The 24382-nt window shown below is 71.0% G+C and carries 20 protein-coding genes; 13 read left to right on the forward strand and 7 right to left on the reverse strand.

The features are described from left to right. Positions 1 to 103: 103 nt before the first annotated feature. Positions 104 to 2089 (forward strand): molecular chaperone HtpG, encoded by a 1986-nt coding sequence (gene htpG, locus D7V97_RS11380; protein WP_120610661.1) that lies wholly within the window; start codon positions 104 to 106, stop codon positions 2087 to 2089. A gap of 135 nt (positions 2090 to 2224) precedes the next feature. On the opposite strand, the gene D7V97_RS11385 is transcribed toward htpG, so the two are convergent. The 4 genes from D7V97_RS11385 to D7V97_RS11400 all read right to left on the reverse strand — a co-directional run bounded on the left by D7V97_RS11385 (position 2225) and on the right by D7V97_RS11400 (position 7900). Continuing rightward, the gene (locus tag D7V97_RS11385) at positions 2225 to 3256 is read right to left on the reverse strand and encodes a 2-dehydropantoate 2-reductase (protein ID WP_120610636.1); all 1032 of its coding nucleotides are present in this window, start codon (positions 3254 to 3256) and stop codon (positions 2225 to 2227) included. A gap of 64 nt (positions 3257 to 3320) precedes the next feature. Further along, positions 3321 to 3974: a CPBP family intramembrane glutamic endopeptidase gene (locus D7V97_RS11390; protein WP_233582673.1), complete on the reverse strand. Its 654-nt coding sequence runs from the start codon at positions 3972 to 3974 to the stop codon at positions 3321 to 3323. Between the two features lie 118 nt (positions 3975 to 4092). After that, on the reverse strand, positions 4093 to 6546 hold the full coding sequence (locus tag D7V97_RS11395; RefSeq protein WP_147444774.1) for a S8 family serine peptidase: 2454 nt from the start codon (positions 6544 to 6546) through the stop codon (positions 4093 to 4095). 106 nt (positions 6547 to 6652) lie between these two features. Next, entirely contained in the window at positions 6653 to 7900 is a 1248-nt protein-coding gene (locus D7V97_RS11400) for an NAD(P)/FAD-dependent oxidoreductase (protein WP_199728776.1), read from the reverse strand. A 191-nt stretch (positions 7901 to 8091) separates the two neighbouring features. Between D7V97_RS11400 and aroF the strand changes: the two genes are divergently transcribed. The 8 genes from aroF (at position 8092) to D7V97_RS11440 (ending at position 14916) form a co-directional block, all read left to right on the forward strand. Next, positions 8092 to 9117: a 3-deoxy-7-phosphoheptulonate synthase gene (gene aroF, locus D7V97_RS11405; protein WP_120610640.1), complete on the forward strand. Its 1026-nt coding sequence runs from the start codon at positions 8092 to 8094 to the stop codon at positions 9115 to 9117. 3 nt (positions 9118 to 9120) lie between these two features. After that, positions 9121 to 10137 carry an anthranilate phosphoribosyltransferase gene (gene trpD, locus D7V97_RS11410; RefSeq protein WP_120610641.1) on the forward strand — a complete coding sequence of 339 codons (1017 nt, stop codon included), beginning with the start codon at positions 9121 to 9123 and terminating at the stop codon, positions 10135 to 10137. An 88-nt stretch (positions 10138 to 10225) separates the two neighbouring features. Next, positions 10226 to 11044 carry an indole-3-glycerol phosphate synthase TrpC gene (locus D7V97_RS11415; protein WP_120610642.1) on the forward strand — a complete coding sequence of 273 codons (819 nt, stop codon included), beginning with the start codon at positions 10226 to 10228 and terminating at the stop codon, positions 11042 to 11044. Next, the gene (locus D7V97_RS11420) at positions 11041 to 11679 is read left to right on the forward strand and encodes a phosphoribosylanthranilate isomerase (protein ID WP_120610643.1); all 639 of its coding nucleotides are present in this window, start codon (positions 11041 to 11043) and stop codon (positions 11677 to 11679) included. The genes D7V97_RS11415 and D7V97_RS11420 overlap by 4 nt, the downstream gene beginning before the upstream one ends. A gap of 4 nt (positions 11680 to 11683) precedes the next feature. Further along, entirely contained in the window at positions 11684 to 12889 is a 1206-nt protein-coding gene (trpB, locus tag D7V97_RS11425; RefSeq protein ID WP_120610644.1) for a tryptophan synthase subunit beta, read from the forward strand. Further along, positions 12886 to 13677, forward strand: coding sequence for a tryptophan synthase subunit alpha (trpA, locus tag D7V97_RS11430; protein ID WP_120610645.1), 792 nt, complete (start codon positions 12886 to 12888; stop codon positions 13675 to 13677). Before trpB ends, trpA begins: the two co-directional genes overlap by 4 nt. A 49-nt stretch (positions 13678 to 13726) precedes the next feature. Further along, positions 13727 to 14269: a GNAT family N-acetyltransferase gene (locus tag D7V97_RS11435; RefSeq protein WP_120610646.1), complete on the forward strand. Its 543-nt coding sequence runs from the start codon at positions 13727 to 13729 to the stop codon at positions 14267 to 14269. A gap of 50 nt (positions 14270 to 14319) precedes the next feature. After that, the gene (locus D7V97_RS11440) at positions 14320 to 14916 is read left to right on the forward strand and encodes a histidine phosphatase family protein (protein WP_120610647.1); all 597 of its coding nucleotides are present in this window, start codon (positions 14320 to 14322) and stop codon (positions 14914 to 14916) included. A gap of 3 nt (positions 14917 to 14919) precedes the next feature. On the opposite strand, the gene D7V97_RS11445 is transcribed toward D7V97_RS11440, so the two are convergent. The 3 genes from D7V97_RS11445 to D7V97_RS11455 all read right to left on the reverse strand — a co-directional run bounded on the left by D7V97_RS11445 (position 14920) and on the right by D7V97_RS11455 (position 17938). Continuing rightward, entirely contained in the window at positions 14920 to 15483 is a 564-nt protein-coding gene (locus D7V97_RS11445) for an aminodeoxychorismate/anthranilate synthase component II (RefSeq protein ID WP_120610648.1), read from the reverse strand. Further along, on the reverse strand, positions 15480 to 16976 hold the full coding sequence (locus D7V97_RS11450) for an anthranilate synthase component I family protein (protein ID WP_120610649.1): 1497 nt from the start codon (positions 16974 to 16976) through the stop codon (positions 15480 to 15482). Before D7V97_RS11450 ends, D7V97_RS11445 begins: the two co-directional genes overlap by 4 nt. Positions 16977 to 17047: 71 nt before the next feature. After that, a complete protein-coding gene (locus D7V97_RS11455) occupies positions 17048 to 17938 on the reverse strand; it encodes an SH3 domain-containing protein (RefSeq protein WP_120610650.1) in 891 nt (296 codons plus the stop codon). A 210-nt stretch (positions 17939 to 18148) separates the two neighbouring features. Here D7V97_RS11455 and D7V97_RS11460 point away from each other — a divergent pair, with 210 nt between their 5' ends. The 4 genes from D7V97_RS11460 (at position 18149) to pdeM (ending at position 23950) form a co-directional block, all read left to right on the forward strand. Beyond that, entirely contained in the window at positions 18149 to 19171 is a 1023-nt protein-coding gene (locus tag D7V97_RS11460) for a ligase-associated DNA damage response exonuclease (RefSeq protein WP_120610651.1), read from the forward strand. Between the two features lie 3 nt (positions 19172 to 19174). Further along, complete coding sequence (locus D7V97_RS11465; protein WP_120610652.1) at positions 19175 to 20773, forward strand: ATP-dependent DNA ligase; 1599 nt, start codon at positions 19175 to 19177, stop codon at positions 20771 to 20773. Positions 20774 to 20903: 130 nt separating this feature from the next. Further along, complete coding sequence (locus tag D7V97_RS11470; RefSeq protein WP_233582675.1) at positions 20904 to 23327, forward strand: ligase-associated DNA damage response DEXH box helicase; 2424 nt, start codon at positions 20904 to 20906, stop codon at positions 23325 to 23327. Beyond that, complete coding sequence (pdeM, locus tag D7V97_RS11475) at positions 23297 to 23950, forward strand: ligase-associated DNA damage response endonuclease PdeM (protein WP_120610654.1); 654 nt, start codon at positions 23297 to 23299, stop codon at positions 23948 to 23950. Before D7V97_RS11470 ends, pdeM begins: the two co-directional genes overlap by 31 nt. Positions 23951 to 24382: the final 432 nt, after the last annotated feature.

The raw sequence follows: 24382 nt of genomic DNA on the forward strand, positions 1-24382 counted from the left end.
CCTCCCAGCGGGGCGTGTGGGCGGATTCCCTCTTCTCGACAAGTCGCCGGACATGGTTATGGGGAAGGGCATTGGCGCGTTTCGTCAGCGCCCGGAGGCCTTCATGTCCGCAGAGACCCACCCCCAGCGGGAAACCCATTCATTCCAGGCGGAGATCCAGCAACTGCTGAGCCTGGTCATCAACTCGCTCTACAGCCACCAGGAGATCTTCCTGCGCGAGCTGGTGTCCAACGCGTCCGATGCGCTGGACAAGCTGCGCTTCCGCGCCATCACGGAGCCGGAGCTGCTCAAGGACGAGCCCGCGCTGGAGCTGCGCATCGTTCCGGACGCCGACAAGGGCACCGTCACCATCGAGGACACCGGCATCGGCATGACGCACGACGAGCTGGTGAAGAACCTGGGCACCATCGCCCACTCCGGCTCGCGCGAGTTCATCCAGGCGCTGGCGCAGAAGGGCCAGAAGGACATGCAGCTCATCGGCCAGTTCGGCGTGGGCTTCTACAGCGCCTACCTCGTCGCGGACCGCGTGGAGGTGGTGAGCCGCGCCGCGGGTGAGTCCACCGCGTGGAAGTGGGCGTCGGAGGCGCACGGCACGTTCACCGTGGAGCCCGCGGAGAAGGCCACGCGCGGCACCGCCATCACGCTGCACCTGAAGGCGGACCAGAAGGAGTTCCTGGACGAGTGGAAGCTGCGCCAGCTCATCACCCAGTACTCGGACTACGTCGGCCACCCCATCAAGCTCCAGGTGACGAAGCAGGTGGGCAGCGGGGAGACCCAGGCCACGGAGACCGCGCTGGAGGTGGTGAACAAGGCGAGCGCGCTCTGGCAGCGCGCGAAGTCGGAGATCACCGACGAGCAGTACCAGGAGTTCTACAAGCACCTGACGCACGACTACGACAACCCGCTCGCGTGGACGCACTTCAAGGCGGACGGCACGCAGCAGTTCACCGGCCTGCTCTTCGTCCCCAAGCACCCGCCGTTCGATTTGAACTCGCAGCAGCAGCGCGGCGTGCGGCTGTTCGTCAAGCGCGTGTTCATCATGGACCGCTGCGAGGACCTGGTGCCGCAGTGGCTGCGCTTCGTGCGCGGCGTCATCGATTCGGACGACCTGCCGCTCAACGTGTCGCGTGAGATGTTGCAGGACTCCGCGGTGGTGCGCGCCATCCGCAAGCACGTGGTGAAGAAGTCCCTGGACCTGTTGGAGAAGCTGGCCAAGGACAAGCCGGACGACTACCGCACGTTCTGGGAGTCCTTCGGCACGGTGGTGAAGGAAGGCCTCACGCTGGAGACGGAGTACCGCGAGAAGCTGGGCGCGCTCGTGCGCTACGAGTCCTCGCGCGAGGAGGGCCTCACGTCGCTCGCGGACTACGTCACGCGCATGAAGGAGGGCCAGGAGGCCATCTACTACGTCTACGGCGAGAGCCGGAAGGCGGTGGCGGACAGCCCGCACCTGGAGGCGCTGAAGCAGCGCGGCTACGAGGTGCTCTTCATGACGGATCCGGTGGACGAGTGGGCCGCGCAGGGCCTGCGTGAGTTCCAGGGCAAGCCGCTGGTCTCCGCGCTCAACGCGGACCTGAAGCTGCAGTCCACGGACGAGCAGAAGAAGGAGAAGGAGCAGCAGTCCGAGGGGCTCAAGGGCCTGACGGACAAGATGAAGGACGTGCTGCGCGAGGACGTGCGCGAGGTGCGCGTGTCGGACCGCCTCACGGACTCGCCCGTGTGCCTCGTGGTGTCCGAGGGCGGCACGCCGGCCTACCTGGAGCGCCTGCTGAAGGAGCGCGGCAAGGGGATGCCGCGCGTGAAGCGCATCCTGGAGGTCAACCCCAAGCACCCCGTCATCGAGCACCTGCGCGGCCTGCTCGCCCGCGACCCCGCCGCCCCGCAGGTGGGCGAGTGGATTGAGCTGCTGCACGACCAGGCGCTGCTCACCGAGGGAAGCCCGCTGAGCGATCCGAACCGCTTCGCCCGGCGCATGACGGCGCTGCTCACGCAGGTGGCCACGCACACCCCGGCCGGTACGGGCAACGGCATCCCGGCGGAGCAGGTGCCGACGCCTGCTGTCGCCGCCGCGCCCGCGCAGTCCACCTGAGCCTGTCGCTCGACGCGCCACCAAGCGGGGCGACACTGCTGTCGCCCCCCGCGCCCGCTCAGTCCTGCTGAGCGGGATGCTCGACGCGCCACCGGGCGGGGCCACGGCTTCCGCCCGGTGCGTTCACGCGGTGCTTCAAGCGCGGGCCTGGGCCGCCTGGGTCAGGTCCGCGAGCAGGGCCTCTCCCGTCCAGTCGCGGCGGGGGCCGGCCTCGGCCTCGCGGATGAGCTCGATGAGCCGGGCATTGACGGGGGTGGGCACACGCACCTTCTGGCCCAACCGGACGATCTCGCCGTTGAGGTAGTCCACCTCCGTCGTGCGTCCCGCCTTCAGGTCGTCCCACATCGACGAGCGCGCCCGCGCGTCGATGGCGAGCATCTTCTTCGCGAGCACCGCGAACACCCCATCCGGCAGCTCCAGCAGCCCGGGGATCCAGTGCGGCGGCAGGGGCGTCAGCTTCGCGGGCTTCACCCCGGCGGCGGCCAGCACCGCCAGCCCCTCGCGCTGCGCGAGCGACACACACCGCCGCCACGCGCGCTGCGACAGCTCCTCCTTCAACGGCAGGTTGGCGAGCGCGTTGACGGCGTTGTTGAGGTTCAAGAGCAGCTTGGCCCACTGCACGGCGCCCATGTCCGCGTGCTGCTTCACGGCCAGCCCCGCGCGGGCGAAGGCCTCCAGGAAGGGCGCGAGCCCAGCGTGCTGCTCGGCCTCCAGCGTGCCCTCGGAGCCCGCGAAGAAGGTGCCCTGCCCCTGCGCGGCGACGTTGAAGGGCACCATGCCGGTGAGCACCGTGCGGCCCGGCAACGCGTCCCGCAGCACCTGCGCGTTGTGCAGCCCGTTCTGGAAGCTGATCACCACCGCGCCGGGCTTGAGCCGCGACGCGAGCGTGCGCCCCGCCTCCTCCGTCGCGGAGGACTTCACCGTCACGAGCACCAGGTCCGCCGTGGAGAGCGCGTCCGGCGCCGTGTCGATGTTCACCAACGGGGCGGGCACCTTCAGGTCCGCGCCGCGCCAGTCCGTGAGCCGCAGCCCGTGCGTGCGCACCTCGTTGACCACGCGCTCCCGTCCGATGAAGCGCACCGTCGAACCACTCGCGGCGAGCCGGCCGCCCACGTAGCAGCCGATGCTGCCGGCGCCGAATACACAGAATTCTTGGGAAGAGGACATGGCGCGGATTGTGTCCCGGCCCCGCCCACCTTGCACGGGATTGCCGCGCCCTCGTGCCGGGCCTTCACGTCGCGGGCAGCAGCACGACGATGAGCACGTCCCACAGCGCGTGGCTCAACCACGAGGCCCACGGAGTGCCACGCCATTCGGCGAGGACGCCCCACGCGAGCGACGTGGGCAGCGCGGCCAGGGCCAGCAGCGGCTCCCCGAAGGCGAGCAGCAGCAGGCTGGACAGCACCGCCGACCCGGCCACCGCGCCCCACCGGCCCAGGCGCGCACGCAGCGCCCCCTGCACCAGCCCGCGCCAGAACCACTCCTCCGCGGGGACGAGCAGCAGCACCAGGGCCAGGGCCGTGCCCACGGAGCCCGTCCCGAACGTCGCGTAGACGGCGTGCAGGGGTTCGCAGAGCGCGTCGGTGAAGCCGCCGCAGAAGGCCCACAAGAAGGCGCGCGCGCCCGCGTACAACACCAGCGCCTGGGCCACGCTCCACGCGGCGTCCGGAAGCGACAGGCGCGGAGGAGGCCTGCGCCAGCGCCCCATCGCCCGCCACGTCACCGCGAGCCAGCCAGCGCAGAAGACGGAGGCGAGGGCGAAGAAGAACGGCGGGTGCGCGTGCACCAGCGCCGTCCAGGCCACCACGCCGACGGTGGCAGCGGCCCGCCAGCGGGGCAGGGCCGCGTCACCAGTCGACAGCGGGGCAACGGGAGGAGCGCTCATCGCGGGCGACAGCGTATCCCGCCGCGCAGGCTCCCGGCCCCCAGGCTCCACCGCCTCACCGCTTCACGCCGGCGGGCACGGACCGCGTGCACCGCCGACGCGAGGTGGACGGCTCACCTCAGGGGAGGCACGCCCCACCGCCCGAGCCATCGTCGGAGCACTCGTAGCCGGAGCGGCACGAGCCCTGACCGCCACCCGCCGGCGGCGTGCACGTCAGGAAGCAGTAGGCGTTCTCGCCGCTCGTGGTGCTGTAGCAGGCGGTGCCGGACGGGCAGCTCGACGACAGGCAGTCCTGGGTGCAGTAGCCGCCCGGGAAGTTGCTGGCCGTGATGCACAGGCCGCCGGTGCCGCACTGGCTGCCGCTGGTGCAGGGCTGCCCGATGGTCGTGTCGGGCGCCGGGTTCTCGTCCGGCTGGTAGGGCACCAGGGTGAAGCTGATGTCGCGCGTCGTCTTGCCGTTCGTGACCTCGACGGTCTCCACCTCCGTGGTGTCGCGCCAGAAGCCCACGCGGTCGCCAGCGTCGAAGTAGTCGCCCTCGCCGGTGTCGTCGATGGACGCCAGCACCAGGTACTCCCGGCCGGCAATCTTCGTGCTGTAGTTGAACCCGTCCGCCGCGGACACGGTGCCGATGCCGTCGTCGTCGATCTGCACCTCGCCCGCGGCGTCCAGGTAGGCGAAGGCGATGACGGCGTCCTTGTCATCGGCGGCGCCCACGCGGAACTTCACCAGCACCTGGGCGGTGCCCGCGCCCGAGGCGCCGGTGAGATCCAACTGCGCCACGTAGCTGCCCGCGGCCAGCGAGCCCGGGTTGACGTTGACGGTCAGCGACGCGGACTTGTACGCGGCGATGGACAGCGTGTTGCTGGAGACGGACACCGCGGAGCGGTTGGCGCCGGAGACCGCGACGCTGACCGACAGCGTGCCGCCGCCGTTGTTGCGCACCGACAGCACCTGCGAGTTCGTCCCCGTGAAGGCGAGCTGGGTGGTGCTGACGGCGAGCTTCGGGGGCTTCGTCGGGTCGCCACCGCCCTTGGCGCGCAGCACGGCGGCGTAGGCGTCCACCAGGCCCGCGCCGCAGCCCTCGGAGCACTTGCTCGTCGCGTCCGCGGTGTCCTTGAGGATGTCCTCCACCTCCTGGGACGTGAGGGCGGGGTTCTGCGCCAGCATCAGCGCGACGATGCCCGCGATGTGCGGCGTGGCCATGCTGGTGCCCTGGTACCACTCATACGAAGGCTGGTTGCTGCTGTTGGGCAGCGTGGACAGCACGCCGTCCGGGAAGCCGTCGCCGTTGCGGTCCTCGCTCGTCTGGCCGCCAGTGGCCATGATGTCCACGTTGGCGCCGTAGTTGGAGTAGCTGGCGCGCTTGCCGGTGAAGCGCACCGCGCCCACGCAGATGACGTTCTGCATGTTGCAGGGGAAGCTGCCGGACGCGTTCGTGTTCTCGTTGCCGGCGGCGACCACGAAGATGGATCCGCGCGCCACGGCCTGGTTCACCGTGTCCTGGAGCGACTGCGACGGAGAGCCGTTGCCGCCCAGGCTCATGTTGATGACCCGCGCCTTGGTGGCGTTGGGCGTGACGCCGGGGACGTTGCCGCCGCTCGCCCAGGTCATGCCCGCGACGATGTCCGCCAGCGTGCCGCCCTTGGTGCCCAGCACGCGCACCGGGAGGATGTTCTGGCCCGTCCAGGTGACCCCCGCCACGCCCACGCCGTTGTTGGACGATGCGCCGATGGTGCCGGCCACGTGCGTGCCGTGGAACGACGAGCCGCCGTTGGGCAGGTCCTTGCCCTCGTCCGTCGGGTTGGCGTCCACGCCGTTGCCGTCGCCCGAGGCATTGGGGTCGGAGATGAGGTCGATGCCCCTCAGCATGCGCGAGTCCAGGTCCGGGTGCTTCGTGATGCCGGTGTCCAGCACCGCGACGATGATGGACTCGCTCCCCGTGCCCAGGTCCCAGGCGGCGGGCAGGTTCATGTTCGTGTAGTGCCACTGCCGCGAGTAGAGCGGATCATTGGGGACGGCCAGCGGCCGCACCCGCACGTTGCTCTCCGCGTACTGCACGCCCTGCACCGCCTGGACCCGCTGGAGCACGCGCACGTGCTCCGCCTGGGTGAGGGCGCGCACGTTGGAGCCGCCGCTGGCCATGGCCTGGGGCTGGCTCACCTCGTAGCGCAGCAGGTGCAGGGTGTCGCTCAGGTAGGCCTGGTGCACGACGTGGTAGCCGTCGATGCGCGCCTGCGCGACGGCCTCCTCCGCGGACAGGCCCGGCGTGTCGAAGCGCACGATGATCTGCCCCGGCAGCAGGGACGACTGCTCCGTCAGCGGCTTCGACGGGATGCCCGTGCGCCACACGCCCCGGGCTTCGAGCGCGCGCGAGACGGACTTGCCCAGGTTCTTCGCGTTGGGCAGGGAGAAGAACGCGCTCAGCGCCGACGGGGCGCTCGCGGCGGCGGAGCCCGCCTGGAACGGCTGCAGGGTTCCTTCGACGGTTCCCTTGGTCGGAGTGGGGTCGACATCATCACCGTTACAGGCCGTGAGACCGAGCATCCCGAGGAGGGCAAGACGGCGGAGCATGAAGGAGTCCTTAGGACAAAACGTGTTTGCCTCCGACCCTAGGTCCGCCGCGGGCAGCGCGTCCAGCCGCCACTCGCTCGGCCGGAGGGCCCCTTCCTCCTGACGCCTAGCGTCCCAGGTCCATCAAGACCGCCTCCGCCGCGCGGCGTCCCGACGTGAGCGCTCCGTCGATGGAGGCGTTCTCGCGGTGGTCCCCGCACACGTAGAGCCCGGCGGCCAGCCGCACGGCGCGGTGCGGCTCCACCAGCGCGGACGGCGGCTGCGCGGGCAGCGCCTCCGGGAGCACGTACGTGCGCAGGTGCCGCCACGCGGACACCGCCGTGCCGAACCACTCCGTCAATTGCCCGCGCACGCGCGCCTCCAGCCCGGCCGCATCGCTCGCTTCACCCACCACCGACACGGACACCAGCGCCTGTCCCTTTGGCGCGTACGCGGGCGACACCTCGCTCATCACCGCCACGTTGTTCACCGGCCCCTGGCCCTCACCATCGAGCACCAGCCACGGCCCCTCCACCGGCGGCTCCGGCGCGGCGAAGTACAGGCTCGTCACCCGGTTCATCCGAGGCGCCGGCATGCCCACCAGCAGCGAGGTCGCCGTGGCGGGATCGGTCGCCACCACCACCGCGTCCGCGTGGAGCATCTCGCCGTCCGCAAGCCGCACCCGGTGGCCCCACGCCTCCGCCACGCGCACCTTCATGCGCAGCGCGCCCGACGGCAGCTTCAGCGCGAGCTGCTCCGGGATGGCGCCCATGCCCCGCTCGGGCACCACCGTTTCCCCCTGGGAGAACATCCGGAACACGAACTCCAGCATCCGGCTGGACGTCGTCAGCTCGCGCTCCAGGAAGATGCCGCCGAAGAACGGGCGCAGGAACGCGTTGATCATCTCCTCGGAGAAACCCAGGTCGCCGAGGAAGCGCTGTGACTCCTGCTGGGGCCGCTGCCAGAGGTCCGCCAGTTCGCCCGACGTCGCGAGCTGCCGCAGCTCCAGCACGCGCAGCTTGTCCAGCAGGCCGCCCACGGGCGCGAACACGTGTGACACCGCCTCCACGGGCCGTCGCAGCGGGTCCGCCAGCGTGTGCAGACGCCCACCCCTCCACACCTTGGCGCCCGGAATGAAACGGCGCGGTGACAACGCCTTGAGGTCCAACACCCGCCGCCCCTCCGGATAGGCGGTGAGGTACACCTGGAAGCCCCGATCCAACAGGAAGCCTTCATGCACGTCGGTGCGCACGCGGCCGCCTGGCGCATCCCCGGCTTCGAGCACGATGGCCCCCACTCGCGCCTCGGTGAGGGCCTTCGCGCACGCCAGACCCGCGAGCCCTCCGCCCACGACGATGACCCCGGGTTTCGCCATGGTCTTCCTCCAGTCCAGCGAGCGGGCGGACCCTGGCTTGATAACGCCAGGACGTGCAAGCGAGACTCCCGGGCGGTTGCGGGCATCCGACAGTTATTGCAAACGTTGCGTTCGTGCCCGCGAACCGTGGCACAACCCACGCCGGCATCCGCCGGTGTGACCTTCGGAGAGAGAAAGAGCAGGAGTTCCCCATGTTGATCGTGATGCGCCCAGACGCGACGGCCCAGGACATCGAGCGTGTGAACGACGAGATCCGCCGCCGTGGCTGGCATCCGCACGCGATCGCCGGAGGCTCCCGCACCGCCATTGGCATCACCGGCAACCCGGGCGCGGTGGAGCCCGAGCCGTTCCGCGTGCTGCCCGGCGTCGCGGACGCGGTCGCCATCTCCCAGCCGTTCAAGCTGGTCAGCCGCGAGGTGAAGCCCGACGACAGCATCGTGCGCGTGGGCAACCTCAACATTGGCGGCGCGGCCATCCACGTCATCGCCGGCCCCTGCTCCGTGGAGTCGCGCGAGCAGATCATCTCCACCGCGCAGGCGGTGAAGAAGGCGGGCGCCACCATGCTGCGCGGCGGCGCGTTCAAGCCCCGCACCAGCCCCTACGAATTCCAGGGCCTGAAGGGTGACGGCCTCGCGCTCCTCGCGGAGGCGCGCAAGGAGACGGGCCTGATGGTGACCACGGAGGTGAAGGACACCGCCACGCTGGCCGCCGTCGCGGAGCACACCGACATCCTCCAGGTGGGCGCGCGCAACATGCAGAACTTCAGCCTGCTGGAAGCAGTGGGCGAGACGCGCAAGCCGGTGCTGCTCAAGCGCGGCATCAGCGCCACCATCAAGGAGCTCCTGATGGCGGCCGAGTACATCGTCGCGCGCGGCAACACCCAGGTCATCCTCTGCGAGCGCGGCATCCGCACGTTCGAGAACATGACCCGCAACACGCTGGACCTGAACGCGGTGCCCATGCTCAAGGCGCTGACGCACCTGCCCGTGTTCGTGGATCCCTCCCACGGCATCGGCGTGCGCAAGGCGGTGCCGGCCATGATGCGCGCGGCCATCGCCGCGGGCGCGGACGGCATCATCGTGGAGGTCCACCCGGATCCGCCGCGCGCGAAGTCGGACGGCTTCCAGTCGCTGGACTTCTCCGAGTTCGAGAAGGCCATGGGTGAAGTGAGCGCCATTGCCCAGGCGATGGGACGCGAAATGGTACGGCTGGGATAGGCCATGACGCTCAAGGAAGCGCTGGGCAAGGTGGTGGGCCGGCGCGACCTCTCCCGTGAGGAGATGGCCTCGGTCATGGGCCAGATGCTCGCGGGCGAGGCTTCGGCCGCGCAGGTCGGCGCGCTGGCCGCCGCATTGCGCATGAAGGGTGAGACCGAGGATGAAATCCTTGGAGCCGCGGAGGCCATGCGGGCCTGCGCGGCGCGCATCTCGCCCGTGGCGGAGGTGGTGCTCGACACCTGCGGCACGGGCGGTGATGGGGCGCACACCTTCAACATCTCCACCGCGGTGGCCTTCGTGGCCGCCGGGGCGGGGGTGACGGTGGCCAAGCACGGCAACCGCGCGGTCTCCAGCCGCTGTGGCAGCGCGGACGTGCTCGCGGCGCTGGGTGTGTCCATGGAGCGGGCGCACGCGCAGGTGGCGCGCGACATCGACGAACACGGGGTGGGCTTCCTCTTCGCGCCCTCGCACCACAGTGCCCTCCGACACGTGGCGCAGGCGCGCAGGGATCTGGGCTTCCACAGCGTGTTCAACCTGCTGGGGCCGCTGACGAACCCGGCGGGGGCGCGCTATCAGCTGCTGGGCACGTTCGACCGCATGCGCGTGGAGCAGACCGCGCGCGTGCTGGGGCGGCTGGGCAGCCGCAGGGCCTGGGTGGTGCACGGGCACGACGGGCTGGATGAGATCTCGCCCTGCTCACCCACGGAGGTCGCGGAGCTGCGCGCGGATGGCACGGTGCACCGCTTCACCGTGACGCCGGAGGACGCGGGCCTCGCCACCATCTCGCGTGACAGCATCGCGGGAGGCGACGCGGAGGAGAACGCCCAGAAGCTGCGAGCCCTGCTCGCGGGCGAGCGCAACGGCATCCGCACGGCGGTGCTGCTCAACGCGGCCGCCGCGCTGCTGGTCGTCGGACAGGTGGACACGTTGAAGGACGGCGTGAAGAAGGCAGAGCACGCCATCGACTCCGGGGCCGCCGAACGCAAGCTGGCCGCGCTCATCGAGAGGGTCGCGGCATGACGACCTCCTCTTCGTCCGCGAAGCCGGTGGCACGCCTCCGCATGCAGGACGACCTCATGGCGCGCACGCTTCGTCAGGAGGCCCTGGCATGACGACCTCCTCGTCGTCCGCGAAGCCCGCGGAAGCCCCTGGCACGCTGGACGTCATCATGGCGCGCAAGCGCCGGGAGCTGGGGACCCGCCCGGCCCCGACGCATGGCGCGCAGCCCCCGACGCGGGACTTCGCGCAGGCGCTGGTGCGGCGCGTTCCCGGCCATCCCGTGAACGTCATCGCGGAGGTGAAGCGCAAGAGCCCCTCTGGCGGCGCCTTCCCGCATGCGGACGTGGTCGCGGTGGCTCGTGCGTATGAAGCCGCGGGCGCGTGCGCGCTCAGCGTCCTCACGGACGGGCCCGACTTCGGCGGCGACCTGGAGGACCTGGTCGCGGTCCGCGCCGCCGTCTCCATTCCCGTGCTGCGCAAGGACTTCCTCGTCGCCGCGAGCGAGGTGGAGGAGAGCGCGGCCTGGGGCGCGGACGCGGTGCTGCTCATCGCGGATGCGCTCGAGGACTCCGTGCTGCGGGAGATGGTGGCCGCCGCGAAGCAGCTCCGCGTGGCCGCCCTCGTGGAAGCCCACACGTCGGAGCACGCCGAACGCGCGCTCGCGGCGGGGGCACTCATTGTCGGCCTCAACAACCGCAACCTCGCCACGCTCAAGACAGACACCGGCACGGCGCTCCGGGTGATGCCCGAGCTGCGCTCCCGGTCCATGGCCCTGGTGGCGGAGAGCGGCCTGCGAAACCTCGCGGACCTCGTCGCCGCACGCGACGCGGGCGCGGACGCGGTGCTGGTGGGCGAATCGCTCCTGCGCGACGCCGACCCGGGCCAGGCCCTGCGCCGGCTGCTCGGCCTGGAAGGCAGGGGCCCGTGAACGTCACGGTGAAGGTCTGTGGCGTGACGCGCCTCGAAGATGCCCGGGGCGTGTGGGCCGCGGGCGCGGACGCGCTGGGCCTCAACTTCCATCCGGGCTCGCCCCGGTACGTGGACGTGGCCACGGCGGCGGCCCTGTCCCGCACCCGGCCTCCGCTGGGCGCGGTGGTGGGCGTGTTCGTCAACGCGAAGCCGGACGACATCCGGCTGCGCGTGCGCGAGTGCGGCCTCACCGTGGTGCAGCTCCACGGCGACGAGCCGCCCGAGGCCTGCTCCGGCTACGGCGTGCCCGTCATCAAGGCGCTGCGCGTGCGCGGGCCCGAGGACGTCGCGCGCGCCCGGGCCTACGTGGGCGTGGGCGACGTCTCGGGACTGCTGCTGGACGGCGCGGCCCCGGGCTATGGCGGCGGGGGCGTCACCTTCGACTGGTCGCTGGTGGCGCAGCTCGCGGGCTGTGGCGCGCCGGTGCTGGTGGCGGGCGGCCTCAAGCCGTCGAACGTGGTCGAGGCCGTGAAGGCCACCCGGCCCTACGGTGTGGACGTGGCCAGCGGGGTGGAGTCGGCCCCTGGCATCAAGGACCTGGACGCGGTGCGTGCCTTCGTGCGCTCGGTCAGGTCCCTCAACCTCTGGGAGTAGAGCCATGACGACGGAGACTGCCGCGGGCCGGTTCGGCCGCTACGGCGGACGCTATGTGCCGGAGACCCTGGTCCCCGCGCTGATGGAGCTGGAAGCCGCCTACGCGGAGGCCCAGCGGGACGCGGCCTTCGGTGAGCAGGTGGCGCGCGTGCTGCGCGAATACGTGGGCCGGCCCACGACGCTCACGCCCGCGCACCGCCTCACCGAGTCCTGGGGCGGCGCCCAGGTGTGGCTCAAGCGCGAGGACCTGGCGCACACGGGCGCGCATAAAATCAACAACACCATCGGTCAGGTGCTGCTCGCCCGGCGCATGGGCAAGAAGCGCATCATCGCGGAGACGGGCGCGGGGCAGCACGGCGTGGCCACCGCCACCGCGTGCGCCCTCTTCGGCCTGCCGTGCGAGGTGTTCATGGGCGCGCTGGACGTGGACCGCCAGGCGCTCAACGTCTTCCGCATGCGCGCGCTGGGCGCGGTGGTGCGGCCGGTGGAGTCGGGCTCGCGCACGCTGAAGGACGCGATGAACGAGGCCATGCGCGTCTGGGTGTCGCAGGTGGAGGACACCTACTACGTCATCGGCAGCGCGGCCGGGCCGCACCCCTACCCCACCATCGTGCGCGACTTCCAATCCATCATCGGCCGGGAGATCCGCGCGCAGACGCAGGCCGTGCTGGGCCGCCTGCCGGACGCCATCATCGCGTGCGTGGGCGGCGGCTCGAACGCCATCGGCGCGCTGCACCCATTCATCCCGGACACGTCCGTGCGGCTCGTGGGCGTGGAGGCGGCGGGCCACGGGCTCCAGTCCGGCCAGCACGGCGCGTCGCTGACGCTGGGCACGGAGGGCGTGCTGCACGGCTCGCGCTCGCTGGTGCTCCAGGACGAGAACGGCCAGATCCAAGAAGCGCACAGCATCTCCGCGGGCCTGGACTACCCGGGCGTGGGGCCGGAGCTGGCGCACCTGGCGAAGACGGGGCGCATGGAGGTGCGCACCGCCACGGACGACGACGCGCTCACCGCCTTCTACGAGGTCGCGCGCACGGAGGGCATCCTCCCCGCGCTGGAGACATCGCACGCGTTCGCGGCGGCGCGCACCCTCGCCCGCGACATGGGCAAGGGGCAGCACCTGGTCATCAACTGCTCGGGCCGGGGCGACAAGGACATGGCGACCATCGCCGCGCGCGGCATGCCCGCGGCCACGGGGGTGAAGTCATGAGCGCGGAACTGGGCAAGGCGTTCGCCCGGGCGAAGGCCCGGGGCGAGGGCGCGCTGGTGGCCTACGCGATGGCGGGTGATCCGGACCTCGCGCGGTCGGTGGACGTGTTCGCCGCGATGGTGGAGGGCGGCGCGGACGTGCTGGAGCTGGGCGTGGCGTTCAGCGATCCCATCGCGGACGGGCCCGTCATCCAGGCCGCGTCGGAGCGGGCGCTGAAGGCGGGCGCCACGCTGCGCCGCGTGCTGGACGAGGTGGTGCCGGAGGTGCGCCGCCGCTGCCCGGAGACGCCGCTGGTCATCATGACGTACGTGAACGTCATCATGGCCATGGGCGAGGAGCGCTACGCGAAGCTCGCGCGCGAGCGGGGCATCGCGGGCACCATCCTGCCGGACCTGCCGCCCGAGGAGAGCGCCGCCCTGCGCGCCGCGTTCGATGCGGAAGGCGTGGACCTCATCCCGCTGTGCGCGCCGACGACGCCGCCCGCGCGCGCGGAGGCCATCGCGAAGGACGCGCGGGGCTTCGTCTACTGCGTGTCCGTGGCGGGCGTCACCGGCATGCGCGCGGAGCTGCCCCCGAACCTGTCGGAGCGGCTGGACCTGGTGCGCAAGGCCGCGTCGGTGCCGGTGGTGGCGGGCTTCGGCATCTCCACGGGAGAACAGGCGAAGACGCTGGTGGCCCACGCGGACGGCGTCGTGGTGGGCAGCGCGCTGGTGCGTGCCGCGCACGCGGACGGACCGGCGGCGGCGAAGCAGCTCTGCGTGGACATCAAGCGCGGCCTCAAGCGCTGAATGCGTTACGGTCCTCCGGGCATCGAAGCCTGACACCCGGAGACCGGACATGATCACCCTGGGCCCCACCCTCGAAACCCCGCGCCTCATCCTGCGGCCGCCCACGCTGCAGGACCTGGACGGCTTCTGCGCGATGATGGCGGATCCGGAAGCCGCGCGTTTCATCGGCGGCGTCCAGTCGCGCTCCAATGTGTGGCGGGCGGTCTGCACCATGGCCGGCTCATGGGTGCTCCAGGGCTACGCCATGTTCTCCGTGTTCGAGAAGTCCACGGGGAAGTGGGTGGGCCGGCTCGGGCCGTGGAAGCCGGACGGCTGGCCGGGCACCGAGGTCGGCTGGGGGCTGCTGCGCGAACACTGGGGCAAGGGCTACGCCTCCGAGGGCTCCGCCGCCACCATCGACTGGGCCTTCGACCACCTGGGCTGGACGGAGGTCATCCACTCCATCGCCCCGGAGAACACGCCGTCGAAGCAGGTGGCCCAGCGACTGGGCTCCCGCTTCCTGCGCATGCAGCACCTGCCGGCTCCCTACGAGAAGGACCCCATGGAGATCTGGGGCCAGAGCCGTGAGGAGTGGCGGACACGGAAGAAGTAGCGCGGCCTTTTTCCCACCCATCCAGCCCGTGGCTGGCACAGATTGGCCGCATGAAGACTCGCGCGCCCCAGGTGGTCCTCGTCCGTCACGGTGAGACGGAGTGGAGCCGCTCCAGCCAGCACACCGGCCGCACCGACCTGCCGCTCCTGGAGACGGGGCGGAAGATGGGAGAGCAACTGGGCGCGCCCCTGCGCTCCTGGAGCTTCGCCGCCGTGTGGTCGAGTCCGCTGACGCGCGCCCTGGAGACCTGCGTGCTCGCCGGCTACGGCGACGTGGTCCAGAAGCGCGACGACCTGATGGAGTTCGACTACGGCGACTACGAGGGACGCACCGGCGCGGACATCCGCACCACCCGCCCGGGCTGGACGCTCTGGCGCGACGGCGTCCCCAACGGTGAGACGCTGGAGCAGGTGGCCGCCCGGGTGGACGGCGTCATCGCGGACGCGCGCGCCCTCAATGACGACGTGCTGCTCTTCGCCCACGGCCACGTGCTGCGCATCCTCGCCGCGCGCTGGCTGGGCCTGCCTCCAGACGGAGGCAGGCTGTTCCACCTGGACACCGCGTCCATCAGCGTCCTCAGCACCGAGGCCGGCGGCGCGCAGCCGGTCCTCGCGAGCTGGAACGACACCATGCACCTCAAGGGCTGAGCGCTACAGCTTCCCTTCCAGGAAGTTGCGCACCAGCGCCGGCCCTTCCGGAGTGAGCACGCTCTCCGGATGGAACTGGAAGCCCACCACCGGCCGCGACCGGTGCTTGAGCGCCATCACCAGTCCGTCCTGGCTCCACGCCGTCGCTTCCAGCTCCTTGGGCAGCGAGTCCGCCGCCACCACCAGCGAGTGGTAGCGCGCCGCCTGGAACCCCTGGCTCAACCCGGTGAACACGCCGGTGCCGCCGTGCTGGATGCGCGCCGCCTTGCCGTGCACGGGCTCCGGCGCGCGCACCACCTGCCCGCCGAACGCCGCGCCAATGGACTGGTGCCCCAGGCACACGCCCAGCACCGGCACGCGCGACTGGGAGATGGCCGTCACGCTCACCCCTGCTTCATGCGGTGTGCAGGGCCCCGGAGACACCACCAGGTGGGACGCGCCCGACGCGGCGACGCCCGCGGCATCCAGCGCGTCGTTGCGGACGACCTTCACCTCCGCCCCCAGCGTGTAGAGCAGCTGCACGAGGTTGAAGGTGAACGAGTCGTAGTTGTCGATGACGAGGATCATCGCCCGCCTCCCTCGCGCGCCATGCGCAGCGCGGCGGCCATGGCGCCCGCCTTCGCTTCGGTTTCGTCCGCTTCCTTCATCGGATCCGAGTCCGCCACCAGCCCCGCGCCGGCGGTCCACATCGTGCGGTCGCCGTCCACGAAGAAGGTGCGCAGCGCGATGGCCACGTCCAGCGTGCCGCAGAAGGACAGGTAGCCCACCGCGCCGGCATAGGGCCCGCGCCGCATGGGCTCCAGCTCGTCGATGATCTGCATCGCGCGAATCTTCGGAGCCCCCGACACGGTGCCCGCCGGGAAGGTGCTCGCCAGCGCGTCCAGCGCGTCGAAGCGCGTGGTGTCCAGCTTGCCGCGCACCTGGGACACGATGTGCATCACGTGGCTGTAGCGCTCGATGATCATCAGGTCTTCGATGCGCACGGTGCCCGGCGCCGCGACGCGGCCCACGTCGTTGCGGCCCAGGTCCACCAGCATGATGTGCTCGGCGCGCTCCTTCTCGTCCGCGAGCAGCTCCTTCTCCAGCGCCACGTCCTCGGCCTCGGAGCCGCCCCGGCGCCGCGTGCCCGCGATGGGGCGCACCACCACGTCTCCATCACGCACCTGCACGAGCAGCTCCGGCGAAGCGCCCACCAGCGCTCTCGCCTCGCCCAGGTCCACGAGGAACAGGTACGGCGACGGGTTCACGCGCCGCAGCGCCCGGTAGAGCGACAGCGGCGGGATGGCGCCCTTCGCCTCGAAGCGCCGCGCGAGCACCGCCTGGAAGCAATCCCCCGCGCGGACGTACTCCTTCACCTTGTCCACCGCGGCGGCGTAGCCCTCGCGGTCCCAGCACGCGACGGGCGCGGGGGCATTCTTCTGCGCGGGGGCCGGCGCATAGGCCTCCGGCGGCAGCGGGCGGCGCAGCTTCTCCGCCATGGCCTCGGCGCGCGCTTCCGCGTCCTTCAGCGCCGCCGCGACGCTGCCGTGCAGAGCGGGCCGCGCGATGGCGATGGCCTTGAGCGTCTGGGTGCGCGTGTCGTGGGTGACGAAGTCCTCGGCCACCAGCCATTCCGAGTCCGGGAAGCCGGTGTCGCGCGGATGCCGGTCCGGAACGCGCGGCTCGAACCACGAGGTGGCGTTGTAGCCCAGGTAGCCCACGAGCCCGCCCAGGAAGGGCGCCTCGCCCGGAAGCGTGGCCACGGAGAGCTCGCGCCAGAGGGTGCGCAGCACGTCCAGGGGGCGGCCCTCGCGACGCTCCTCGTGCGAGCCCCGCCACAACGTGAGCCCGTTGCCGTCCAGCCGCACGCGGCCCGCCGGGTTCGCGCCCACGTGGCTGTAGCGCCCGAAGCGCTCGCCGCCGTAGCACGACTCGAGGATGAAGCCGCGGCCTCCGCCGCCCAGCTTCAGGTATGCCGACAGCGGCGTGTCCAGGTCCGCCGGCAGTTCCACCGACACCGGCACCGCAAGACCTGACTCCGCGTGCTTCCGGTAGGCTGCCTTCCGCTCCTGCGCATCCATGGTCGATTGCCCTGGCCCCTCATCCACCACCCGGAGGGGCGCCCGGGTGCCCGGCCTTCCGGGCGCTTCAGCTACGGCTTCACTTCCGCGAACACGCCGTCCTGCCATTGATACAACTCGCGCCGGGTGTTCTTCCGCTCGCGCCCCTTCTCGTCCTCCTCGATGTTCGTCCGGGTCACCTGGGCGCGCTTCGCCGCCGGCTGGAAGGCGACCTTGAACGTGGCGATGGTCGGCGGGTCGGACAGCCCGCCCAGCTCCAGCGCGAGCTTCGCCTTGCCGAGCACGCCCTTCTTCTTCTCCGGCACCGTGTAGCTGACGTACGAGGTGACGAAGTCGCCGCAGCGCTCCGGCCGGGAGTCCACCATCAACAGCGCCATCCCCGCCTTCTTCGCCGCGACGAGCTTCACCTCCGCCGGCCCCCCCTTGCCACTGCCGTACGACTCGGACGCCACCATCACGTCCACGCTCGACACGCGGCGCGGCGGCTTCACGTTCGGCTCCAGCACGCGCACGCGGGCCTTGAAGTCGTTGCTCATCACCACCGTGGCCACTTCCAGCTCGCCGTCACCGTCCAGGTCGGCCTCGAAGCGGAACGGCGTGAGCGTGTTGCCGAAGACCCAGCCCGTGACAGGCGCCGAGCCCTTCGGCGCCTTCGCGTCCTCGACCGCCACCTGGTACCAGGCGTTGACGTACTCGCCGACCTTCGCGCGCATGCCCGCGGCCACGACTCGCACGCGGGTGCCCAGCATCAACGTCTGGACCACGGCCCCATCCGCTGCCGCAGTGGCGCGCAGGTTGGCCTCGTCCACACCCAGGTAGAGCGTCTGGCCCGGCTCGAACGCGGTGACCTGGAAGTCCTCCGGCGCCACCGCCTCCGTGCTCTCCGACGACACGCTGTACTCGAGGAGCGACGGTTCAGCCTGGGCCAGCGCCAGGGTCAGCAGCAGGGTGAGCGTCATCATGGGGGTTCGGAGGAGCGGTGGTGCGGACGGGGTGTCCTGGGTTTATCCCCCGTTCGCGGATGCCATCCAAGGGGCCCTCCGGTCGCTGGCTTCGTCCTATGGGCTGCAAGCAGCGCCTGACTGCACGGCCGCCCTCTTGTCAGCGGAGCGAAAGGCCCGGTTCCTCCGTGGGTAGCCCCCTCCCCAGGGCCTCGTTACCTCTAGAGGACCGTGGCCACCCTTTCCTTCCAGGACCGAACGCCGCTGGTCTCCGTGACGCCGCAGGGCCTGTACTGCCAGGCGGGGAACTTCCACATCGACCCCTGGCGCCCGGTGGAGCGGGCCCTCGTCACGCATGCACATGGCGACCACGCGAGGAGCGGCAGCCAGCGCTACCTGGGCGCCCGCGCGGGACTGGGCTTGTTGCAGCGGCGGCTGGGCGCGGACGCGGTCATCGACACGCTGGAGTACGGCGAGAAGCTGACCGTGGGCGACACCACCGTGAGCTTCCACCCGGCGGGGCACGTGCTGGGCAGCGCGCAGATCCGCATCGAGCATCAGGGTGAGGTGTGGGTCGTCTCCGGCGACTACAAGCGCACGCCGGATCCAACGTGCGCGCCCTTCGAGGTGGTGCGCTGCCACACGTTCATCACCGAGGCCACGTTCGGCCTGCCCATCTACCGCTGGGATGATCCGCGCCTCGTGGCCCAGGACATCCTGCGCTGGTGGGACGCGAACCGCGAGGCGGGACGTTCGGCGGTGCTGTTCTGCTACGCGCTGGGCAAGGCGCAGCGGCTGCTCGCGGAGCTGGGGAAGCTGACGGACCGGCCTGCCTTCGTGCACGGCGCGGTCAACGGGCTCGTCACCGCGTACCGCGAGGCGGGCGTGGAGATGCTGCCCACGCAGTTGGTGTCGGAGGCGGAGAAGGGCACGTCGTTCGCGGGCGCGCTGGTGCTGGCGCCGCCGAGCGCGGGCGGTTCGACATGGATGCGCCGCTTCGGTGAAGCGGAGACGGGCTTCGCGTCGGGGTGGATGCGCGTGCGGGGCAACCGGCGGCGACGGGGTTTCGACCGGGGGTTCGTGCTGTCGGATCACGCGGACTGGCCGGACCTGTTGCGCACGGTGGCGGACACGCAGGCGGAGAAGGTGCTCGTCACGCACGGCTACACGGATCCCTTGTCGCACTACCTGCGGGAGCGGGGCGTGGATGCCTCGCCGCTCGCCACGCCCTTCGAGGGCGAAGCGGAGGACTGACGCGTGCGCAGACTGGCCGACCTGTACGACACGCTCGACCAGACGACGTCCACCAACGCGAAGGTGGATGCGATGGCGCGCTACTTCCGCGAGACGCCGCCCGAGGACGCCGCGTGGGGCCTCTTCTTCCTCACGGGCCAGAAGCTCAAGCGGCTGCTGACGTCGAAGTTGCTGGTGGGCTGGACGCAGGAGCTGACCGGCATCTCCGACTGGCTCTTCGACGAGGTCTACGCGTCGGTGGGAGACCTCGCGGAGGTCATCGCGCTCTTGCTCGACGGAGCGAACCTCCCGCCCGAGCACGCCGAGGAGCTTCCCCTCTCCACCTGGCTGGAAGAGCGCCTGTTGCCCCTGCGAGGCCTGGACGCCTCGGAGCAGCGCGAGCGCGTGGTGGGCTGGTGGAAGTCCATGCCCCGCCGCGAGCTGTTCCTCCTCAACAAGATGCTCACCGGTGAGCTGCGCGTGGGCGTGTCCAACACGCTGGTGGTGCGAGCCATCGCGCAGGTCACGGGCCTGCCGCCCCCCAGCGTGGCGCACCGGCTGATGGGCACCTGGTCGCCCACGCGGGCCTTCTTCGAACAGCTCGTGGCCCCGGACGTCTCGGACGGGCACGTGTCGCGCCCCTACCCGTACTACCTCGCCTCGCCGCTGGAGCAGACACCGGAGTCGCTGGGCGAGTTGAGCGGATGGCTCGTCGAATGGAAGTGGGACGGCATCCGGGGACAGCTGATCCGACGCGAGGGCGACGTGTTCCTCTGGAGTCGCGGCGAGGAGCTGATCACCGAGCGCTTCCCGGAGATCACCGAAGCCGCCCGCGCGCTGCCCGAAGGCACGGTGCTCGACGGCGAGGTGATGGCGTACGAGGACGGCGTCCCCCTGCCCTTCGCCCGGCTCCAGCGCCGCATTGGAAGGCAGAAGCTCACGCCCAAGGTGCTCGCGGAAGCGCCCGCCGCGTTCGTCGTCTACGACCTGCTGGAACAGGACGGCAAGGACGTGCGCGAACTGCCCCTGCGCGAGCGCCGCGCGAGATTGGAGACGCTGCTCAAGGACCACCCGCGCTTCCCCCTCTCGCCGTCGGTGACAGCGCCCTCGTGGGAGGCCCTGGCCGAGCTGCGCAAGGAGTCCCGCGCGCGCAACGTCGAGGGCCTGATGATCAAGCGCCTGGATTCGACGTACCAGACGGGGCGCAAGCGCGGCGACTGGTGGAAGTGGAAGATCGATCCGTACACGGTGGACGCGGTGCTGCTGTACGCGCATCCGGGTCACGGCCGGCGCTCGTCGCTCTACACGGACTACACGTTCGCGGTGTGGAACGGCGAGGACCTGCTGCCGGTGACGAAGGCGTACTCGGGGCTCACCGACGAGGAGATCGGCCGATTGGACCGGTGGATCCGCGCCCACACGCGCGAGAAGTTCGGGCCGGTGCGCTCGGTGGATCCGGAGCAGGTCTTCGAGCTGCACTTCGAGGCCATCGCCCCCTCGCCGCGCCACAAGTCCGGCATCGCCCTGCGCTTCCCCCGCATCGCGCGCTGGCGCGCGGACAAGACGGCCCGTGACGCGGACACGCTCGATTCGCTGAAGGGGCTGCTCGATGTCGCCCACTAGCAGGCCGCGCCGCAACCGCATGCGCGGCAAACAGGCGCCGGAGAAGCAGCCGGCTCCCCCTGCTCCAACGAAAACCCGCGCGAAGAAGCGGCCCGCGCCCAGAGCGCCCTCCTCGTTCCAGGGGCCGCCGATGGAGCAACTGCGGCGCTGGTTCGCCTCGAAGAGCTGGACGCCCTACGCGTTCCAGGAAGAGGCCTGGGCCGCATACGCGCGAGGAGAGAGCGGCCTCATCCACGTGCCCACGGGCGCGGGGAAGACCTACGCGGCCTACCTGGGCCCGCTGGCGGACGTCGCGGAGCGCAAGCAGAAGGGCCTCCAGGTCCTCTACCTCACGCCCCTGCGCGCGGTGTCGCGAGACGTGGAGCAGGCCCTGCTCGAACCGCTGCTCGCGCTGGACACGGACCTGGAAGTGGAGAGCCGCACGGGCGACACGTCCTCCTCCGTGCGACAGCGTCAGCGCGAACGACTGCCGCAGGTGCTGATCACCACGCCCGAGTCCCTGTCGCTGCTCCTCGCGCAAGAACAGGCAGCGGAGAACTTCGCCTCACTGCGCGCCATCATCGTGGACGAGTGGCATGAACTCCTCGCCTCCAAGCGCGGCACGCAGGTGGAGCTCGCGCTGGCCCGCCTGCGCCGCTTCGCGCCGGACGTGCGCATCTGGGCGCTGTCCGCCACGCTCGCCAACCTGGACGAAGCCGCGCGCACCGTCGTGGGAACGGAGCGCACGCCCACGCTGGTGAGCGCGGACCTCCAGCGCCCGGTGGACGTGGAGACGCTGGTGCCGGAGCAGGTGGACACCTTCCCGTGGTCGGGACACCTGGGCTTCACCATGCTCCCGCGCGTCGCGGACTGGTTGGATCCGAATCAGTCCACGCTGCTCTTCACCAACACGCGCTCGCAGGCGGAGCGCTGGTTCGAGGGCCTGCGCTACCTGCGCCCCGAATGGGAGCACCTCCTCGCGCTGCACCACGGCTCCATCGACCGCGAGGAGCGCGAGCGCGTGGAAGGAGGCCTCAAGGACGGCAGCCTGCGGCTCGTCATCTGCACGTCCTCGCTGGACCTGGGCGTGGACTTCAGCCCGGTGGAGCGTGTCATCCAGATAGGAAGCCCCAAGGGCATCGGCCGCACGCTCCAACGCGCGGGCCGCAGCGCGCACCGCCCCGGCGCCACCTGTCGCATCCTCTTCGTCCCCACGCACGCGCTGGAGTTGGTGGAGATGGCCGCCGCCCGAGACGCCATCGCGCGCCGTGAGGTGGAGCCGCGCACGCCGCTGTCCAAGCCACTCGATGTGCTGGCGCAACACCTGGTCACCTGCGCGCTGGGCGGAGGCTTCACGCGTGAGGCGCTGCGCGACGAGGTCCGCACCGCCACGAGCTACGCGGGCCTCACCGACGAGGAGTTCGAGTGGACGCTCTCCCTCGTGCGCGAGGGAGGCCCCACCCTGCGCGCCTACCCGGAGTTCCGCCGCGTGGTGGAGCACGAGGGCCGCTTCCGCGTCACCGACGCACGCCTCGCGCGGCTGCACCGGCTCAACATCGGCACCATCAGCTCGGATGCCTCCGTGCAACTGCGTTACTGGAGCGGCGGCACGCTGGGCACGGTGGAGGAGTCCTACGTCAGCCGCCTGAAGCCGGGGGACACCTTCCTCTTCGCGGGCCGCCGTCTGGAGTTCAGCCGCTTCAAGGACATGACGGCCTATGTGAAGCCCGCGAAGGCCAGGGCCACGCAGACGCCACGTTGGGGAGGCAGTCGCCTGCCCCTGTCCACCTCGCTCGCGTCCGCGATGCGTCGCACGTTGGAGGCCGCGCGCCAGGGCGATATCACCCGGGATGAGATCGCCGCCGCGTGGCCCATCCTCGACGCGCAGGCCCGCCTGTCGCGCATCCCCGGCGACGGCGGCTGTCTGGCGGAGTCCTGCCACACGCGCGACGGCTACCACCTGTTCCTCTACCCCTTTGAAGGGCGGCTGGTGCACGAAGGGCTGGTGGCGCTGCTCGCCCTGCGCCTCACGCGCTTGCAGAAGGCGACCTTCAGCCTGTCGGTGAACGACTACGGGATGGAGCTGCTCACGCCCACGCCCTTCCCCTTCGAGGAAGCGCTGCGCCCCGCCCTCTTCACCCGCGAGCGGCTGGTGGAGGACATCCTGGAGAGCGTGAACCTGAGCGAGCTCGCGCGGCGCCAGTTCCGTGACATCGCCCGCGTGGCCGGGCTGGTGATGCCGGGCCTGCCCGGAGCGCGCAAGTCCACGCGCCAGGTGCAGGCCAGCGCCGCGCTCCTCTATGACGTCTTCGTGAAGTACGACCCGGACAACCTGCTCCTGCGTCAGGCGCGCCGCGAGGTGCTGGAGCAGCAGTTCGAACAGGGCCGCCTCGCCCGGACGCTGGAGCGCCTGGAGGCGAGCCCCGTCGAGTTCGTCCACGTCCACCGGCCCTCGCCGCTGGCCTTCCCGCTCGTCATCGAGCGCATCAGCGCGAGCGTGTCCAACGAATCCCTGTTGGACCGCGTGGAGCGTCTCAAGGAGCGATGGTCCCAGGCCGATGCCAGACCCGCATAGGTGATGCGGACGTGGAGCTGCTCCCGGAGCGCGCCCTGCACTGGCCCCAGGCCGGGGTGCTCGCGGTGGCCGACCTGCACTGGGGCAAGACGGAGTCCTTCCAGCAACACGGCATCCCCCTGCCCTCGGGCGTGCTGGACGACGACCTTGAGCGCCTGTCCGCCGCGCTCACCGCCACCCGGGCCCGACGCCTGCTGCTCGTAGGGGACCTGGTCCACTCGCGCCAGGGGCTCACCGGGGACGTCATCCAGCGCGTCAGCACCTGGCGCAAGGACCACCCCCACCTGGACGTGGTCCTCATCCGGGGCAACCACGACCGCCACGTCCGCGCCCTGCCCCCCGCCTGGAACATGGAGGACCGCGAGGACGCCCTGGACGAAGGCCCCTTCCGCTTCGCCCACCACCCGGAGCCCGCGGCCGGACGCTTCGTGTGGGCCGGTCACCTTCATCCCATGGTGCGGCTGGAGGGCGGCGCGGACCGGCTGCGGCTCCCCTGCTTCCACCTGCGCCCCGGCGTGGGCGTGCTGCCCGCCTTCAGCGCCTTCACGGGCGGGCTCAACGTCCGGCGCGGCCGGGGTGATCGCGTCTTCGCCATCGCCGGCACCGCGGTGGTGGAGGTCTAGGGACCCATGAGTCACGCGAAGCGGCGCCGACCCCGACTCCGAGTAGCCCCGCTCCAGCACCGTCGCACCCTGTAGCGCGCGCACCCTGAGAGGGATTGATCCAGGACGCGGCGGCGCGACGCGCAAAGCCCCTTCCGATCTCCAGAAGCGGGATTCATCACGCGCACGCGCAACTTGTTTCCAACGCGCGTGGAAGTGCTATGCGCTCTGTATTCCCACTCTCCACAGAATGGTTGACACTGCCGTGTCGATGGTCGATGGTCCCGCGCCGCATTGGGCCGGGATATGCATGAGGGACCCGCGCCCACGGCACCATCCTAGAGGTTCGTTGGACGTGACTGCCTTGCCGTCTGAGCGCCAGGAGCCACCGCCCGCCCGGTCCACCGGGGCCGGGATGGCACTCTCGACTTCCGCGCCGGACGGCATTCGTGC

The sequence above is a fragment of the Corallococcus sp. CA053C genome (genome assembly GCF_003611675.1).
Classification (GTDB): domain Bacteria; phylum Myxococcota; class Myxococcia; order Myxococcales; family Myxococcaceae; genus Corallococcus.

Bases quoted from the DNA above. Each gene is read 5' to 3' on its own strand.
- htpG (WP_120610661.1), top strand. From the start codon at position 104: ATGTCCGCAGAGACCCACCCCCAGCGGGAAACCCATTCATTCCAGGCG.
- D7V97_RS11385 (WP_120610636.1), bottom strand. From the start codon at position 3,256: ATGTCCTCTTCCCAAGAATTCTGTGTATTCGGCGCCGGCAGCATCGGC.
- D7V97_RS11390 (WP_233582673.1), bottom strand. From the start codon at position 3,974: ATGAGCGCTCCTCCCGTTGCCCCGCTGTCGACTGGTGACGCGGCCCTG.
- D7V97_RS11395 (WP_147444774.1), bottom strand. From the start codon at position 6,546: ATGCTCCGCCGTCTTGCCCTCCTCGGGATGCTCGGTCTCACGGCCTGT.
- D7V97_RS11400 (WP_199728776.1), bottom strand. From the start codon at position 7,900: ATGGCGAAACCCGGGGTCATCGTCGTGGGCGGAGGGCTCGCGGGTCTG.
- aroF (WP_120610640.1), top strand. From the start codon at position 8,092: ATGTTGATCGTGATGCGCCCAGACGCGACGGCCCAGGACATCGAGCGT.
- trpD (WP_120610641.1), top strand. From the start codon at position 9,121: ATGACGCTCAAGGAAGCGCTGGGCAAGGTGGTGGGCCGGCGCGACCTC.
- D7V97_RS11415 (WP_120610642.1), top strand. From the start codon at position 10,226: ATGACGACCTCCTCGTCGTCCGCGAAGCCCGCGGAAGCCCCTGGCACG.
- trpB (WP_120610644.1), top strand. From the start codon at position 11,684: ATGACGACGGAGACTGCCGCGGGCCGGTTCGGCCGCTACGGCGGACGC.
- trpA (WP_120610645.1), top strand. From the start codon at position 12,886: ATGAGCGCGGAACTGGGCAAGGCGTTCGCCCGGGCGAAGGCCCGGGGC.
- D7V97_RS11435 (WP_120610646.1), top strand. From the start codon at position 13,727: ATGATCACCCTGGGCCCCACCCTCGAAACCCCGCGCCTCATCCTGCGG.
- D7V97_RS11440 (WP_120610647.1), top strand. From the start codon at position 14,320: ATGAAGACTCGCGCGCCCCAGGTGGTCCTCGTCCGTCACGGTGAGACG.
- D7V97_RS11445 (WP_120610648.1), bottom strand. From the start codon at position 15,483: ATGATCCTCGTCATCGACAACTACGACTCGTTCACCTTCAACCTCGTG.
- D7V97_RS11450 (WP_120610649.1), bottom strand. From the start codon at position 16,976: ATGGATGCGCAGGAGCGGAAGGCAGCCTACCGGAAGCACGCGGAGTCA.
- D7V97_RS11455 (WP_120610650.1), bottom strand. From the start codon at position 17,938: ATGATGACGCTCACCCTGCTGCTGACCCTGGCGCTGGCCCAGGCTGAA.
- D7V97_RS11470 (WP_233582675.1), top strand. From the start codon at position 20,904: ATGGAGCAACTGCGGCGCTGGTTCGCCTCGAAGAGCTGGACGCCCTAC.
- pdeM (WP_120610654.1), top strand. From the start codon at position 23,297: ATGGTCCCAGGCCGATGCCAGACCCGCATAGGTGATGCGGACGTGGAG.